This is a genomic window from Streptomyces sp. NPDC031274 (genome assembly GCF_055570235.1).
In genome coordinates this window covers 63,344-78,521 of record NZ_JBVIHP010000020.1, presented here as the reverse complement: position 1 = coordinate 78,521, position 15,178 = coordinate 63,344, and the positions used below count along the sequence as shown (strand labels likewise).

Sequence of the window (15,178 nt, the reverse complement as noted above, 5' to 3'; positions counted from 1 at the left end):
AGTAATTACTGTTGCCGCTGCGATCTCCACAGGAGGTAGAGCGCGGAGGCGACGGCCGCGCCGCGTACCACCCACGGCCCCGTCTCGGCCATCGCGTCGCTCATGTGGCCGTCGACGATGGGATCGCCCCAGCGGCGCTCGCTCCTGCCCCACAGCCAGGTGATCCCGGCGGCCACGGAGAGGACCGGCATGCCGATGACGGCCCACTTCGCCTCGGCGCGGCTCAGCCTGCGCGAGGTGTAGGCGAGGAGCCAGCCGCCGCCGAGGGCGAGCCAGTTGCCGAGGATGGCGCCGACGGTGAGCAGGGCCGCGGCGAGCAGGAGGAGGGGGTTGGTGAAGCGGGGCGCGGCCGGGGCCACGGCTGCCGCCGTAGGGCGGCGGATGCGGATGCGACGGCGCCGCGTGGCAGCGGGCTCGTCCTCCTCCCACTCCTCTTCCTCGTCCTCCCCCTCTTCCTCCTCGTCCTCCGCTTCTTTCACGTCCTTTTCGAGGCGCTTCTTCGGCGGGGGCTTGAGGATCTCCGGGATCTCTACGCCGCCGGTGAAGCCCGGCACGCTGTCGCCGAGGCCGAACGGGCTGCTGTCCGTCCGCCACCAGTCGGGCTCGGAGCCGCCCTCACCGAGCTCGTCCGTGCCCGCGAGGTGCGGCGGGGACGGCCCGGGGTCCTCCTCGGGCAGCTCCGGCTTCTCCGCCGCCGGGCGGGGGCGGGGAACCACGCGGCGCAGGCGCTTGACGCGTTCCTTCGGCTCCTTCGGCTCCCTCGGCTCCCTCTGCTGCTTCGGCTCCTGAGTGCGCTGAGCCCACTGGGTGCGCTGGGTGGGGACGGCGGGGCGGGATTCTGTGCTTGTGCTTGCGCTTGTTCCCGTGTCCCTACCCGCGCCCCTACCCGTGCCCGAGCCCGCCGCTTCGACCAGGTCCTCGGGGCTGCCGAGGCGGTCCAGGATGCGGCGTATCGCTGCCGGGCTGTCGGCCGCCGTCTTCGCCCGGCTCCGGTCGATCTCGTTCCGCAGCTCGGAGACCAGACGCATGCGGGCGCCTGACGGCAGTTGGCACTGCTGAGCCAGGTCGCCGACGCGGCTCAGATAGTCGAAGACGAGCTGATCGCTCTCGATCCCCACGAAGTCCCCTCCGGGGCGGCCCCGTTGACGGCCCGCCCGTTGTACCCGGTGGGTCGACGGTATCGCGTCCGCCGCAGAGCGGGGCCCGGGGTACGTGGCGCGGCCGTACGGACATCCGGCGCGGCCCCGCCCCGCAACCCGAGCAACACCGCAACCCGACCCGCTACGGTGAGCGTGATGAGCACCGACGAGCAGCCCCAGCGCCCAGCGGACACCCCCCGGTCCCTCGCCGAGGCACTCCGCTCCCGTGACGACGCGTCCCTCGGCGCGCTGCTCCGCGCCCGCCCCGATCTGCTCACGCCGGTCCCGAACGACCTCACCCAGCTCGCCACCCGCGCGGCCACCCGCGCTTCCGTGGTCCGCGCCCTCGAACGTCTCGACCGGTTCTCCCAGCAGGTCGCCGAGGCGCTCGCCGTGGCACCGGAGCCGGCGACGTACGAAGAGCTGCACGCCCTCGTCGCCGGAGACGAGGGAAGCGGCGGAGACGAGAGCGGCGCGGGCGGCGCTGGAAGCAGCGCCGCCGTCCAGGCCGCGCTCGGCCGCGCCCTGCACACCCTCCGCGAGCAGGCCCTCATCTGGGGCGCCGAGGACCGCCTCCGCCTGGTCCGCACCGCACGCGAACTCCTCGCCCCCGCCCCGCAGTACCCCTCGCCCACCGGTCTCGGCCCGACCGTCGCCGAGGCCACCGCGGGCATGTCGCCGAACCGTATGCAGGACATCGTGGCGGCGGCCGGGCTCCCCTCGACCCACGACGCGGTCTCCGCGGTGCGCTCGCTCACCGAACTCTTCACGGACCGCACGCGGATGTCGGCGCTCCTCGACGAGGCCCCCGCCGAGTCCGTCGAGGTGCTCTCGCGGCTCGTCTGGGGCCCGCCGTACGGCCAGGTGACCGCCGATCCGGCGCGCCACCTGCGCTGGCTCCTCGACCGCGGTCTGCTGCTCCCGACCTCGCCGGGCACGGTCGTCCTCTCCCGCGAGGCGGCCCTGCATCTGCGCGCGGGCCGCGCGCACCGGGTGCTCGAACCGGTGCCGCCGGCCGTCGACGCGCTGCGCGAACACCGTCCACAGGCTGTGGACGCGGCGGCGGCGAGCCAGGCGTACATGGCGCTCGACACCGTCGAGGAGCTCCTGAAGGACTGGGACGAGGGCGGCCCCACGGTCCTTCGCGCGGGCGGCCTGAGCGTGCGCGACCTGAAACGGACGGCGGTGGCCCTGGACGTTCCGGAGCCGGTGGCCGCGTTCTGGGTCGAACTCGCCTACGCGGCGGGCCTCGTGGCGTCGGACGGCGAGGCGGACGAGCGGTACGCGGCGACACCCGCGTACGACGACTGGCAGGAACTGCCCGCCGCCCAGCGCTGGTCCGTCCTCGCCACGGCCTGGCTGTCGGCGACCCGCACGTCGGGCCTGATCGGCGGCCGTGACGGCAAGGACCGCACGCTGTCGGCCCTCGGCCCGCACCTGGACCGCTCGTCGGCGCCGGAGATCCGGCACCGGGTGCTCACGCTCCTCACCACACTGCCGGACGGCGCGAGCCCGACGCCGGAATCGATCCTCGCGCGCCTGCGCTGGGAGCGACCGCCGCGGGGCTCGGCCGGGGGCGGTGCGTCCGCGGGCGGCGTGTCCACCGGCCTCTCGTCCGGCGGGGCGCCCATGGAACTGCGGGCCCGGATCGCCCAGTGGACCTTGAACGAGGCGGAGTTGCTGGGCGTCACAGGGCGCGGGGCGCTGTCCGCGCACGGACGCGCGCTGCTCGGCTCCGAGAGCGGTGAGGGTTCGACGGAGACGGGCTCGGGCTCAGGCTCAGGATCCGCCCACCCCTCCCCCGCCGAACTCGCCGCGTACGGCGCACGGGCCGCCCGGCTCCTCGCGCCGCAGCTCCCCGAGCCGCTCGACCACGTGCTGCTACAAGCCGACCTCACGGCGGTGGCCCCGGGCCCCCTTGAGCGGCCCCTCGCCGAGACCCTCTCCGTGCTCGCCGACGTCGAGTCGAAGGGCGGGGCGACGGTGTACCGGTTCACGCCCGGCTCCGTGCGCCGCGCGCTCGACGCGGGGAAGTCCGCTTCCGACCTGCACGCCTTCCTCGCCGCGCACTCCCGTACGCCGGTTCCGCAGCCGCTGGCGTACCTCATCGACGATGTCGCCCGTAAACACGGCCACCTGCGGATCGGCGCCGCCTCCGCGTACGTGCGCTGCGACGACGAGGCGCTCCTGAACGAGATCCTCGCCGACAAGCGCTCGCAGGGCCTGCGCCTGCGCCGTCTCGCGCCGACCGTGCTCGCCGCCCAGGCCGACCCCGGGGCGCTCCTCGAAGGACTGCGCGGGATGGGCTTCGCGCCCGCCGCGGAGAGCGCCGAGGGAGACGTACTGATCACGCGGGCGCACGCCCACCGCTCGCCGCCCCGCACCGCGCCCGAGCCGGTCCACGACGGCCCGCCCCTCGCCGACTCCACCCTGACCGGCGCGGCCGTACGCGCCATCCGCGCGGGCGACCTGGCGTCGACCACCCCCCGCAAGGCGACCCCGGAGGCGGGCGACTCGCTGCCCCGCACGACGGCGGCGGAGACCCTCGCCACGATGCAGGCCGCTGTCCTGACCAACGAGGCGGTCTGGATCGGCTACGTGAACGCCGAGGGCTCGGCCAGCCAGCGCGTGATCGCCCCGATCCGGGTGGAGGGCGGCTTCGTGACGGCGTACGACCACACGGCGGACGAGGTCAGGACGTACCCCCTGCACCGGGTGACGGGAGTCGCGGAGCTGGCGGACGACTAGGGCAGGAACGTATTCGCGCGCCATGCGGCACACTGGACGTTTGGCTTACCGAAAGGGTGCGCGCGTGAATGGTCCCCTGATCGTCCAGTCGGACAAGACTCTCCTGCTCGAGGTCGACCACGAGCAGGCCGACGCCTGCCGCCGTGTCATCGCACCCTTCGCGGAGCTGGAGCGTGCTCCCGAGCACATCCACACCTACCGCGTGACGCCGCTGGGCCTGTGGAACGCCCGTGCGGCGGGGCACGACGCCGAGCAGGTCGTGGACGCCCTCGTGGAGTTCTCGCGCTACCCCGTGCCGCACGCGCTGCTCGTGGACATCGCCGAGACGATGGCGCGCTACGGACGCCTCACCCTCTCCAAGCACCCCACGCACGGCCTTGTCCTGACCACCACCGACCGGCCGGTCCTGGAAGAGATCCTGCGGTCCAAGAAGGTGCAGCCGCTCGTCGGTGAGCGGGTGGACGCGGACACCGTCGTCGTCCACCCGTCCGAGCGCGGGCAGGTCAAGCAGACCCTCCTGAAGCTGGGCTGGCCCGCCGAGGACCTCGCCGGGTACGTCGACGGCGAGGCGCACCGGATCGAACTCGCGGAGGACGGCTGGGCGCTGCGGCCGTACCAGAAGCAGGCGGTCGAGGGGTTCTGGCACGGCGGCAGTGGCGTGGTCGTGCTGCCCTGTGGCGCGGGAAAGACGCTGGTCGGGGCCGGTGCCATGGCCGAGGCTAAGGCGACCACGCTGATCCTGGTGACCAACACGGTCTCCGCCCGGCAGTGGAAGCACGAGCTGATCAAGCGGACCTCGTTGACCGAGGAGGAGATCGGCGAGTACAGCGGTACGCGCAAGGAGATCCGCCCCGTCACCATCGCCACGTACCAAGTCCTGACGACGAAGCGCAAGGGCGTCTACCCGCACCTTGAGCTCTTCGACTCCCGCGACTGGGGCCTGGTCATCTACGACGAGGTGCACCTGCTCCCCGCCCCCGTCTTCAAGTTCACCGCCGACCTCCAGGCGCGGCGGCGCCTGGGCCTGACGGCCACGCTGGTCAGGGAGGACGGCCGCGAGTCGGACGTCTTCTCGCTGATCGGGCCGAAGCGGTTCGACGCTCCGTGGAAGGAGATCGAGGCGCAGGGGTACATCGCGCCCGCGGACTGTGTCGAGGTGCGGGTCAACCTGACGGACTCGGAGCGGCTCGCGTACGCGACGGCCGAGGCCGAGGAGAAGTACCGCTTCTGCGCCACGACGGCGACGAAGCGCAAGGTGACGGAAGCGCTGGTCAAGAAGCACGCGGGCGAGCAGACCCTGGTCATCGGCCAGTACATCGACCAGCTGGACGAGCTGGGCGAGCACCTGGACGCGCCGGTCATCAAGGGCGAGACGACGAACGCGCAGCGCGAGAAGCTGTTCGGCGCGTTCCGGGAGGGCGAGATCTCCGTTCTCGTCGTCTCGAAGGTCGCGAACTTCTCGATCGACCTGCCCGAGGCTACGGTCGCGATCCAGGTGTCGGGGACGTTCGGCTCCCGGCAGGAGGAGGCACAGCGGCTCGGTCGCGTGCTGCGTCCGAAGGCCGACGGTCACGAGGCCCGCTTCTACTCCGTCGTGGCGCGGGACACGATCGACCAGGACTTCGCGGCGCACCGGCAGCGGTTCCTCGCCGAGCAGGGGTACGCGTACCGGATCGTGGACGCGGACGAATTGCTGGCAGACAACTGAGGGCCAGGGCCAGAGCCAGCACGGTCAAGGGGTAGGGCGAGGCCAGCGGCTGCTGCCAGAGAGGCAGCCGCAGGTCGAGGTCGCCCCGGTGCGGGACGAGCCACAGGGTGCGGGCCGTGAAGAGGGCCGCCACCGCCGAGGTCAGGCGGGGGCGGCCCTCCGCCATGAGCAGGGTCAGGAGCGGTACGCACCAGATCCAGTGGTGGGACCAGCTGATGGGCGAGACGAGGAGCGCCGTGGCCGCGGCCAGGAGGACGCCGCGTGGCTCGCTGGAGGCGCGGCTCGCGAGCCACATCCCGGTGACGGCGACGAGGGTGGCGGGGACGGCCCACAGGAGTCCCGGGTGCGGGTCGTGGGCCACGCGGGCGACGAGCCCCTGAAGCGACTGGTTGTCGACGATCCACGCCTTGCCGACGCGGCCCGTCTCGAAGATCCGGTGGGTCCAGAAGTCGGCGCTGGCGGCGGGGAGAGCCAGTGCGCCGAGCACGACGGTCCCGGTGAGCGCAGCGGTGGCGGTTACTCCTTCGCGTACGCGCCCGGTGAGGAAGAGATACGCGATGAAGACCGCCGGGGTGAGCTTGACCCCGGCGGCGACTCCGATGGCGAAGCCCTTGCCCATGGCACCGGGGGGCCTGGTCAGATCCCAGAGGATCAGACAGGCGAGGGCGAGATTGATCTGCCCGAAGAGGATGGTCTGGAAGACGGGCTCCAGCCAGAGGGCGAGGGCGGTGGCCGCGAGGAGGGGGGCGAGGCGGGTGGGGAGACCGGCAAGGCGGCAGGAGAGGTGGATCAGGAGTACGAGGAGGGCGATGTTCCCCGCGATGAAGGCGAGCTTGAGGGCGGGGAGGGGGAGCCAGGTGGTCGGTACGAAGAGGATGGCGGCGAACGGGGGGTACGTGGCGGGGAGATCCCACTCGGTGACCGTGAACCCGTAGAGATCACCTCCGCCGGCCACGGCGGCGCCTTCGGCCCGGTAGACGAGGGTGTCGGCCATGGGGATGTGCTGGGCCCGGCAGAGGGTGGCCAGGGCGGCGAGGGAGAGGGCCAGGAGGAGAGCGGTTACTGGCACGAGGGCCTTGACGTAATGTGACCTGCTGCTCACCCTGGGTTGTTTCACGGCGGAGACTGTAGTGGACCTGTGAGGCTTCTGGGGCGGGGGCTGCCTTGGGGCGGGGCTGTCCTGGGGTGGGGCCGCCCGGGTCTCGTCTGAACGAACGGGCCTCTCCCGCCCACCAGCCCGATTGACCCGCGTCTCACCCTCGACGAACAAGCTCTCCCGCCCACCCCCACCCGATTGCCCCGGGTCATCCCGCAGGGGAAGAAATCCGGTGGCCCCTCCACGCAAGGGCGGCATAAGATGCCCGGTCTGCCCGCGTGGAACGCGGTCGTCGGCCGGACGGAAACCGGTCGGCCCAGAACCCGCACCCAGGCCGGAGGCAACCGTGCAGGCCCACCCCAACCCCCTCTCCCACGAGCAGTCCCACCTCTCCGCGTCCCGCTCTGCCCTGAGAGCGATGCGCGAGGACGCCGAGGCGCTCGACATCCGCGACGTCACGGCGAACTGGGTGAACGCCGCCGTCCTGCAGAGCCAGATCGACGAGCGGATCAAATCCCTCGCCGACCTCTCCCACACCCCCCTCTTCTTCGGCCGCCTCGACTACCTCCACGCCCCCGGCGCCGACCAGGCGGAAGGCGCCGAGGGCGAGCAGTTCTACATCGGCCGACGGCACGTCCACGACGCCGACGGCGACCCGATGGTCATCGACTGGCGCGCCCCCGTCTCGCAGCCCTTCTACCGGGCCTCCAAGAAGACGCCGATGGACATCGCCCTGCGACGGCGGTTCGGTTACACCGGCGGCGACCTCACCGCGTACGAGGACGAACGCCTCAGCGACGCCGACGAGGTCGAGCGGACCAGCAAGCTGCTCCAGCAGGAGATCGAGCGGCCCCGCGTCGGCCCGATGCGCGACATCGTCGCCACGATCCAGCCCGAGCAGGACGAGATCGTACGGAGCGGGCTCGGCGGATCCGTCTGTGTGCAGGGCGGTCCCGGTACCGGCAAGACCGCCGTCGGCCTGCACCGCGTCGCCTACCTCCTGTACGCCCACCGGGAGCGCCTGGCCAGGACCGGCACCCTGGTCATCGGCCCCAACAAGTCGTTCCTCCACTACATCGAGCAAGTGCTCCCCGCACTCGGCGAGTTGGAGGTGAAGCAGGCCACCGTCGACGATCTCGTCTCGCACGTCGAGGTGCGCGGCACCGACGAGGCGTCCGCAGCCGTCATCAAGGGCGACGCCCGCATGGCCGAAGTGCTGCGAAAGGCCCTGCGGTCTCACGTGGGTACGCCCAGCGAGCCCATCGTGGTGGTGCGCGGGTCGCGGCGCTGGCGTATCCCCGCGTACGAACTCGAAGAGCTCGTGGCCGAGTTGCTCGCCCGTGACATCCGGTACGGGGCCGCCCGCGACGCCCTGCCGCAGCGCATCGCGCACGCCGTGCTCGTACAGATGGAGCGGGCGGGCGAGGCCCCGGACGACCGCGTACAGGACGCCGTGGCCCGCAACTCCGCCGTGAAGGCCGCCGTCAAGGCCGTGTGGCCGCCCGTCGATCCCGCCAAGCTCGTGCTGCGGCTGCTCTCCGACGCCGATTTCCTCGCCGAGCACGCGGAGGGGATCCTCGACCCCGACGAGCAGAAGCTCATCCTCTGGGCGAAGCCGGTACGGGGCGTCAAGGCCGCCAAGTGGTCAGCCGCCGATGCCGTGCTGATCGACGAGGCGAGTGACCTCGTCGCCCGGACCCACTCCCTGGGGCATGTCGTACTGGACGAGGCGCAGGACCTCTCCCCCATGCAGTACCGGGCGGTGGGCCGTCGCTGCACCACCGGTTCCGCCACCGTCCTCGGCGACCTCGCACAGGGCACCACCCCCTGGGCCACGCGGAGTTGGGAAGAGGCGCTGGGGCATCTGGGGAAGGGCGAGGCCGTGGTGGAAGAGCTCACCGCGGGCTTCCGTGTGCCTCGGGAGGTGATCGCGTTCGCCTCGCGCCTGCTTCCCTCCATCGCGCCCGGCCTCGCCGAGGTCAAGTCCGTGCGTGAGTCGGCCGGTTCTCTGGTGGTGCGGCGCGTGAAGGATCTCGACGCCGCTTCCCACGACGCCACCTCCCCCGACACCACCGCCCCCGAAGCCGCTTCCCTCGAAACCACCGCCCTCGAAGCCGCTTCTCTCGAAGCCTGCGTCGAGTCCCTCCGCCACGAGGGGTCCATCGGCCTCATCGCCGCCGACGCCCGCATTCCCGCGCTCGCCGAAGCCCTCGACGCCGCCGGGATGACGTACCTCTCGCCCGGCGACGAGACCACCCCCGACACCCGGCTCACGCTCGTACCCGCTTCCCTCGCCAAGGGACTTGAGTACGACTACGTGGTCCTCGACGAACCCGCCGCCGTGGTCGACGGCGAGCCCGACGAGCGGACCGGCCTGCGGCGGCTGTACGTCGCCCTGACCCGCGCCGTCTCGGGGCTCACCGTCGTCCACGCGGCCGAACTGCCGGAGCAGCTCACCCGCCAGGCCCCCTAGGGCCTCTCGCCGGGCGGGGTGTCGGCGGACGGCAGGTGCGTGACGACGAGGGCGATGCCCGCGAGCGTCACGATCCGCGTGGCCGCGTCCAGACCGTTCCAGTCCTTCGACTGCCACATGGCGAACCATTCGCCGCCGATCCCGATGAATCCCACCCCGAACAGGACGAGGAGCATCAGCAGGCCGATCGTGCCCGCCCGTCGGGCCCTGCGCAGCCCCTGGGGGCGGCGCAGGGCACCGGCCCACAGGGCCGTCGCCGTGAGGAGGACCAGCGCGGCCAGGGTCTCCCAGACGATGATCCCGACGTACGCGGCGTCCTGGAGCGTGGTGGATCCGATGGCGCGCCACATCAGGTCGTCGTCCTTGAAGGTGGTGTCCATCGCGAGGACATGGCGCACGAACTGCTGGTTGCTGTCGAAGTCGGTGATGTTCCCGAACGCGACGAGTGCGATGTAGAGCGCCACCGTCCCGGTGAGCAGCGTCGCGGCCACGGGCAGCGCCCCGGCCGCGAGTATCCGGTCCGCGCGACGCGTCGTATCCGGACGCGTCTTGTTCGCTGGTGTCGGCATGAAGTCCCCCTCTTTGTCCGACCTTTGTCCGACCTTTGTCCGCCCAGTTGTATCGCGTCACGCGGGGAACGTGATCAGGCACCCCGGGCGGAGAGGGATCAGGCGTCCACTGCCGCCCGCCACCGGGCGACGGCCTCGGCGCAGACCGGTGCCGTCCAGCCGCCGGGCCGCGACGCCCCACCGATGTGGAAGGCGTCGACGCCCGCCGCCTTGAGCTGCGGAAGGTGGTCGAGGCGGAGGCCGCCGCCCACCAGGATCTGCTGCTCGTAGCCCGGTTCGCCGGACCGCGCGGCCTCGGCGCACAGCGTGGGCAGGCCGTCGTCCACACCGGTCGCCGAGCCCGCGGTGAGGTAGGTGTCGAGGCCGGGCAGGTCCGCGAGCTGCTTGCGCAGGGCGTCGCGGTCGGGGGTCCGGTCGATGGCCCGGTGGAACGTCCAGCGGCAGCCGTCGAGCACGTCCACCAGCGCTTCCACCGCGGTCAGGTCGGGTCCGCCGACCTGATCGAGGAAGCCCAGCACGAACTCGTCGGCGCCCGCGCTCCTGAGCTCGCGCGCACGGCGTACGAGAGCGTCGACGTCACCCGCGTCGAACCCGTCCGCGAGGCGCAGCATCACGCGCAGGGAGATGTCCACGGCGGCGCGGATCTCGGCAAAGGTCTCGCGGGACGGGGTCAGGCCGTCCGCGGCCATGTCGGTGACCAGCTCGAGGCGGTCAGCGCCTCCGGCCTGGGCGGCGACGGCGTCCTCGGCGTCGAGGGCGATCACCTCCAGGACTGCACGCTTGCTCATGGATGTCTTCCTTCGGGTCCGGGTCCGGGTCCGGGGTCGCGACCGCGACCGCGACCGTACATAGGTCTAGTCCAATTAACCAGCCTACGCGCAGATCACCCCGGCGCGCCCCAAGCGCACCAGGGTGATCGAAAAGCCATGTACACGTCGTACTTGCCGAAGATTAAGACCCGCGCCCCCCATCTGTTCAGACGAGCGGCTCCAACTCCCTCAGCCGAGCGGCTTGAACCCCCTCAACCGCAGGCTGTTGCCGACCACGAAGACCGAGGAGAACGCCATCGCGGCGCCCGCGATCATCGGGTTCAGGAGACCGGCCGCGGCCAGCGGCAGCGCGCCCACGTTGTAGGCGAAGGCCCAGAACAGGTTCGACTTGATCGTGCCGAGGGTGCGGCGCGAGAGGCGGATGGCGTCGGCCGCCGCGCGCAGGTCACCCCGTACGAGAGTCAGGTCGCCCGCCTCGATCGCGGCGTCCGTGCCCGTGCCCATCGCCAGGCCCAGGTCGGCCTGGGCGAGGGCGGCGGCGTCGTTCACGCCGTCGCCGACCATCGCCACGCTCCGGCCCTCCGCCTGGAGCCGCTTCACCACGTCGACCTTGTCCTGCGGCATGACCTCCGCGATCACGTCACCGGGGGCGATGCCCACCTCGGCGGCCACCGATGCGGCGACCGCCTTGTTGTCGCCGGTCAGCAGGATCGGGGTCAGGCCGAGGGCGCGCAGGCGCTCGATCGCCTCGGGGCTGGTGTCCTTCACGGCGTCGGCGACCTCCAGGATCGCGCGCGCCTCGCCGTCCCAGGCGACCGCGATGGCCGTACGTCCGGCCGCCTCGGCCTCCGCCTTCGCCCGCTCGAGCTCGACCGGCAGCCGTATCGACCACTCCCCCAACAGCGCCTCACGGCCGACCAGGACCGCGTGCCCCTCGACGACGCCCTGGACACCCAGGCCCGCCACGTTCGCGAAGTCCTCGGGGGTGGGCAGCGTGCCGACCCGTTCGGCCGCGCCGGTGGCCACCGCCTGGGCGATGGGGTGCTCCGAGGAGTGCTCCAACGCGCCTGCGAGCCGCAGCACTTCGTCCTCACCGACACCCTCCGCGACCCGCGTGGCGAGCAGGGTCATCCTGCCGGTGGTGACGGTGCCGGTCTTGTCCAGGACGATCGTGTCGACCTTGCGGGTCGTCTCCAGGACCTCCGGGCCCTTGATCAGGATGCCGAGCTGGGCGCCGCGTCCGGTGCCGACCATGAGGGCGGTCGGCGTCGCGAGCCCAAGCGCGCAGGGGCAGGCGATGATCAGTACGGCGACGGCCGCGGTGAAAGCCGCCGTCAGACCCGAGCCGTTGCCGAGCCAGAAGCCGAGGGTGGCGACGGCGAGCGCGATGACGATCGGCACGAAGACCGCCGAGATCTTGTCGGCGAGGCGCTGGGCCGCCGCCTTGCCGTTCTGCGCGTCCTCGACGAGCTTGGCCATGCGGGCGAGCTGGGTGTCGCCGCCGACGCGGGTGGCCTCGACGACCAGGCGTCCGCCGACGTTCAGCGTGGCGCCGGTGACGGAGTCGCCCTTGGCGACCTCGACCGGCACGGACTCGCCGGTGAGCATGGAGGCGTCCACGGCCGACGCCCCCTCGACGACCTTGCCGTCGGTGGCGATCTTCTCGCCGGGCCGTACGAGGAAACGGTCGCCGACCTTCAAGTCACTGACCGGAATGGTCTCTTCACGGCCACCGTCACGCTCGCCCCCACGGATGACGGTGACGTCCTTGGCCCCCAGTTGGAGCAGCGCCCTCAGGGCCGCGCCCGCCTTGCGCTTGGAGCGCGCCTCGAAGTAGCGCCCGGCGAGGATGAAGGCGGTGACGCCCGCCGCGGCCTCCAGGTAGATGTTCCCGGCGCCGTCCGTGCGGGAGATCGTCAGCTCGAAGGGGTGGGTCATGCCGGGCGTGCCGGCCGTGCCGAAGAACAGCGCCCACAGCGACCAGATGAACGCGGCCGACGTGCCGACCGAGATCAGTGTGTCCATCGTCGCCGCGCCGTGCCGCGCGTTCGTGAACGCGGCCTTGTGGAAGGGCCAGGCGGCGTACGTCACGACCGGCGCCGCCAGGGTCAGCGACAGCCACTGCCAGTACTCGAACTGCAGGGCCGGGACCATCGCCATCGCGATGACGGGGACGGAGAGCAGGACCGCCGCCGTCAACCGCTCACGCAGGGGCCGCAGTTCATCGTCGGCCCGCCGGTCACCGTCCACCGCCGGGCCCTGCTCCGTCTCCGTACGGGCCGGGGCGGGCTCCTGCGCGGTGTAGCCGGTGGCCTCGACCGTGGCGATCAGGTCGTGGACGGCGACGTCCTGGCCGCGGTAGCTGACCTTGGCCTTCTCGGTGGCGTAGTTGACGGTCGCCTCGACGCCGTCCATGCGGTTGAGCTTCTTCTCGATCCGGGCCGCGCACGAGGCGCAGGTCATGCCACCGATGGCGAGCTCTACTTCTGCCACCTCGGTGGTGCCAGGTGCGCCGGATGTACCGGGTGTGGTGGACATGTCTGCGGGCTCCTTGGGGGTGGGGTACCCGGGGCGGGTACCCCCGATAAGATCCATGTATACCCCTGGGGGGTACTGAAAGCAAGGGAGATCCCGGCTTGACTTCATACCCCAGGGGGGTATCTTCAGGATGCACGAGGAGCGGCGGTCCGCCCTCCTCCGCCCCCTCCTCATCTCTCGGGAGCCGTCATGAACACCGGACTGAAGATCACCGCCTTCGCCGCCGCTGTCGCCGCGACCTTCGGCACCGCGTACGGAGTGGGCCGGGGCGTCGACCCCGTGACCTCACAGAAGAAGCCCGCGAGCGAGCACGGCGGGCACGGCGAGCGCACGGGCGATAAGGAGGGGGCAGGGCGCACGGGCGAGAAGGAGGGGGCGGGGCGCGCGGCCACCGTGCCCGGCGGCCTACAGATCTCCGAGCGCGGTTACACGCTCGCCCTGAAGACCTCCCGCGTCGACGCCGGGAAGCGCGAGGAGCTGCGGTTCGCGGTGGTCAAGGACGGCACGGGAAAGAGCGTCACGGCATACGAGAGGGAGCACGGCAAGGAGCTGCACCTCATCGTCGCCTCACGCGACCTGACGACCTACCGCCACCTGCACCCGACCCGCGCCGCGGACGGCACCTGGTCGACGCCGGTCGAGCTCCCGGAGGGAGGCGGCTACCGCGTCTTCGCCGACTTCAAGCCCAAGGGCGCGAAGGAGGGCCTGACGCTGGGGGCGGACCTGGCGGTGTCGGGGGCGTACGCGCCGAAGAAGCTGCCGGAGCAGAACGCGAAGACGTCGGTCGACGGCTACGAGGTCAGCCTCAAGGGCGAGTTGAAGCCGGGGAGGTCCAGTGACATGACCCTGAGCGTGGAGAAGAACGGCAAGCCGGTCACCGGCCTCCAGCCCTACCTGGGCTCCTACGGTCACCTGGTCGCCCTGCGCTCAGGCGACCTCGCCTACCTCCACGTACACCCCACAGGCGAACCCGGCGACGGCAGGACCACCCCGGGCCCCGACGTCTCCTTCATGGCCACGGCCCCCAGCGCGGGTTCGTACCGCCTGTTCCTCGACTTCAAGCACGAGGGAAAGGTACGAACGGCGGCGTTCACGGTCCACACGGGGACTGTCCAGCCGGGCCACGGCGACGAGACACCCCCAAAGCCGGACGACCACCAGCACTAGCGCCCCAAGGGCCGCGAGGAACTGCGCGCCCAGCCACGACGAGCCCGCCCCGAAAGGGGCACGAGGAACGACGCGCCAAACCACGACGAGCCCGCCCCGAAAGGGGCGCGGGGAACTGCGCGCCCAGCCACGACGCACCCGCAGGAAACGCACAACCGAACCACCGCCCCGCAGGGGCGCGAGGAACGGCGCGCCCAGCCACAACGCACCCGCAGATCACCCCGCCCCAGCTCCCCTCACCGCTCCTCCCCTCCCCCTCCCCTCCCCTCCCCTCCCCTCAGCTGAAGACCCCCAGGTCAGCCTCCTTCGCCCCCGCGAGTTCATACCGCGTCCCCGTCAACGGCCGCCCGGCGCTGAGCCGAATCAGCGTCGGCGCATCGCCGATGTACCGCGCGGGCGGTGCGGTGCCACCGCCCGCGCCGAGCAGCAACGGCTCATCCCGCCCCTCGATGTCCGCGTGCAACGCCGCCGAGCCCACCGCCTTGCTGTGCGCGGCGAGCAACAGCAACGCGTCCGGGAGCCCGGGCCCGCCATAGGCCCCCGGCCTGCCCCACGCCTCGCGGACATCCCCCGCATGCACCCACTCCCCGAGCGCGACACCGTCGAGCCGCCCCTTGGACCGGGCGATCAGCGGCCCCGCCTCCGTCATCCCGCGCTCCAACTCGTCCACCACACGGGAGTTGGACCAGTCGGCGCGCTCGGCGATGTCACGCTCGTTGCTCTCCGGCGAGTACACGCCCTTCTCGAAGCGGCTCTCGACCACCCGCATCAGCGCGGAGCCGCAGTGCGCGAGCACATGGCGCACCGTCCAGCCGGGACAACAGGTCCGGATGTCGTACGCGGCGTCGTCGGCGTCCCTCAACAGCGGTATCAGCGCGTCGCGTTCGCCGCGCAGGAGGCGGCCGGGGCGCTCGGGGTCGTACGTCTCGTCAGTCCTCGTGGTCGTCATGGCCGCAGCCAACCCTGTCAC

At 71.9% G+C, this 15,178-nt stretch carries 9 protein-coding genes and 1 pseudogene; 4 read left to right on the top strand and 6 right to left on the bottom strand.

The annotated features are described in order from the left end of the window. Nucleotides 1-5: 5 nt before the first annotated feature. On the bottom strand, nt 6-1,118 hold the full coding sequence (locus ACZ5CR_RS29085; protein WP_468862666.1) for a hypothetical protein: 1,113 nt from the start codon (nt 1,116-1,118) through the stop codon (nt 6-8). A gap of 177 nt (nt 1,119-1,295) precedes the next feature. On the opposite strand from ACZ5CR_RS29085, the gene ACZ5CR_RS29080 reads away from it, so the two are divergent. Then, the gene (locus tag ACZ5CR_RS29080) at nt 1,296-3,887 is read left to right on the top strand and encodes a helicase-associated domain-containing protein (protein ID WP_468862665.1); all 2,592 of its coding nucleotides are present in this window, start codon (nt 1,296-1,298) and stop codon (nt 3,885-3,887) included. 64 nt (nt 3,888-3,951) lie between these two features. After that, nucleotides 3,952-5,595 carry a DNA repair helicase XPB gene (locus ACZ5CR_RS29075; RefSeq protein WP_249589228.1) on the top strand — a complete coding sequence of 548 codons (1,644 nt, stop codon included), beginning with the start codon at nt 3,952-3,954 and terminating at the stop codon, nt 5,593-5,595. Here the strand turns inward: ACZ5CR_RS29075 and ACZ5CR_RS29070 are convergent. Further along, nucleotides 5,501-6,589 (bottom strand): annotated as a pseudogene (locus tag ACZ5CR_RS29070) (glycosyltransferase 87 family protein); the annotation flags it as partial. The gene ACZ5CR_RS29075 and the pseudogene ACZ5CR_RS29070 overlap by 95 nt on opposite strands. Nucleotides 6,590-7,109: 520 nt before the next feature. On the opposite strand from ACZ5CR_RS29070, the gene ACZ5CR_RS29065 reads away from it, so the two are divergent. Beyond that, the gene (locus tag ACZ5CR_RS29065) at nt 7,110-9,164 is read left to right on the top strand and encodes a HelD family protein (RefSeq protein WP_468862879.1); all 2,055 of its coding nucleotides are present in this window, start codon (nt 7,110-7,112) and stop codon (nt 9,162-9,164) included. Here the strand turns inward: ACZ5CR_RS29065 and ACZ5CR_RS29060 are convergent. From ACZ5CR_RS29060 to ACZ5CR_RS29050, 3 genes are all read right to left on the bottom strand, one after another. Then, the gene (locus tag ACZ5CR_RS29060; RefSeq protein WP_468862662.1) at nt 9,161-9,733 is read right to left on the bottom strand and encodes a DUF2165 domain-containing protein; all 573 of its coding nucleotides are present in this window, start codon (nt 9,731-9,733) and stop codon (nt 9,161-9,163) included. The genes ACZ5CR_RS29065 and ACZ5CR_RS29060 overlap by 4 nt on opposite strands. Nucleotides 9,734-9,831: 98 nt before the next feature. Continuing rightward, nucleotides 9,832-10,521, bottom strand: a complete 690-nt coding sequence (locus tag ACZ5CR_RS29055) for a copper homeostasis protein CutC (RefSeq protein WP_468862660.1) — start codon at nt 10,519-10,521, stop codon at nt 9,832-9,834. 210 nt (nt 10,522-10,731) lie between these two features. After that, nucleotides 10,732-13,041 carry a heavy metal translocating P-type ATPase gene (locus ACZ5CR_RS29050; protein ID WP_468862658.1) on the bottom strand — a complete coding sequence of 770 codons (2,310 nt, stop codon included), beginning with the start codon at nt 13,039-13,041 and terminating at the stop codon, nt 10,732-10,734. Between the two features lie 189 nt (nt 13,042-13,230). Between ACZ5CR_RS29050 and ACZ5CR_RS29045 the strand changes: the two genes are divergently transcribed. Further along, the gene (locus ACZ5CR_RS29045; RefSeq protein ID WP_468862655.1) at nt 13,231-14,208 is read left to right on the top strand and encodes a hypothetical protein; all 978 of its coding nucleotides are present in this window, start codon (nt 13,231-13,233) and stop codon (nt 14,206-14,208) included. A 277-nt stretch (nt 14,209-14,485) separates the two neighbouring features. On the opposite strand, the gene ACZ5CR_RS29040 is transcribed toward ACZ5CR_RS29045, so the two are convergent. After that, entirely contained in the window at nt 14,486-15,157 is a 672-nt protein-coding gene (locus ACZ5CR_RS29040) for a maleylpyruvate isomerase family mycothiol-dependent enzyme (protein ID WP_468862653.1), read from the bottom strand. Nucleotides 15,158-15,178 lie beyond the last annotated feature (21 nt).

Coding starts and splice junctions, on each gene's coding strand:
- ACZ5CR_RS29055 (WP_468862660.1), bottom strand. CDS start 10,521: ATGAGCAAGCGTGCAGTCCTGGAGGTGATCGCCCTCGACGCCGAGGAC.
- ACZ5CR_RS29080 (WP_468862665.1), top strand. CDS start 1,296: ATGAGCACCGACGAGCAGCCCCAGCGCCCAGCGGACACCCCCCGGTCC.
- ACZ5CR_RS29050 (WP_468862658.1), bottom strand. CDS start 13,041: ATGTCCACCACACCCGGTACATCCGGCGCACCTGGCACCACCGAGGTG.
- ACZ5CR_RS29065 (WP_468862879.1), top strand. CDS start 7,110: ATGCGCGAGGACGCCGAGGCGCTCGACATCCGCGACGTCACGGCGAAC.
- ACZ5CR_RS29045 (WP_468862655.1), top strand. CDS start 13,231: ATGAACACCGGACTGAAGATCACCGCCTTCGCCGCCGCTGTCGCCGCG.
- ACZ5CR_RS29060 (WP_468862662.1), bottom strand. CDS start 9,733: ATGCCGACACCAGCGAACAAGACGCGTCCGGATACGACGCGTCGCGCG.
- ACZ5CR_RS29040 (WP_468862653.1), bottom strand. CDS start 15,157: ATGACGACCACGAGGACTGACGAGACGTACGACCCCGAGCGCCCCGGC.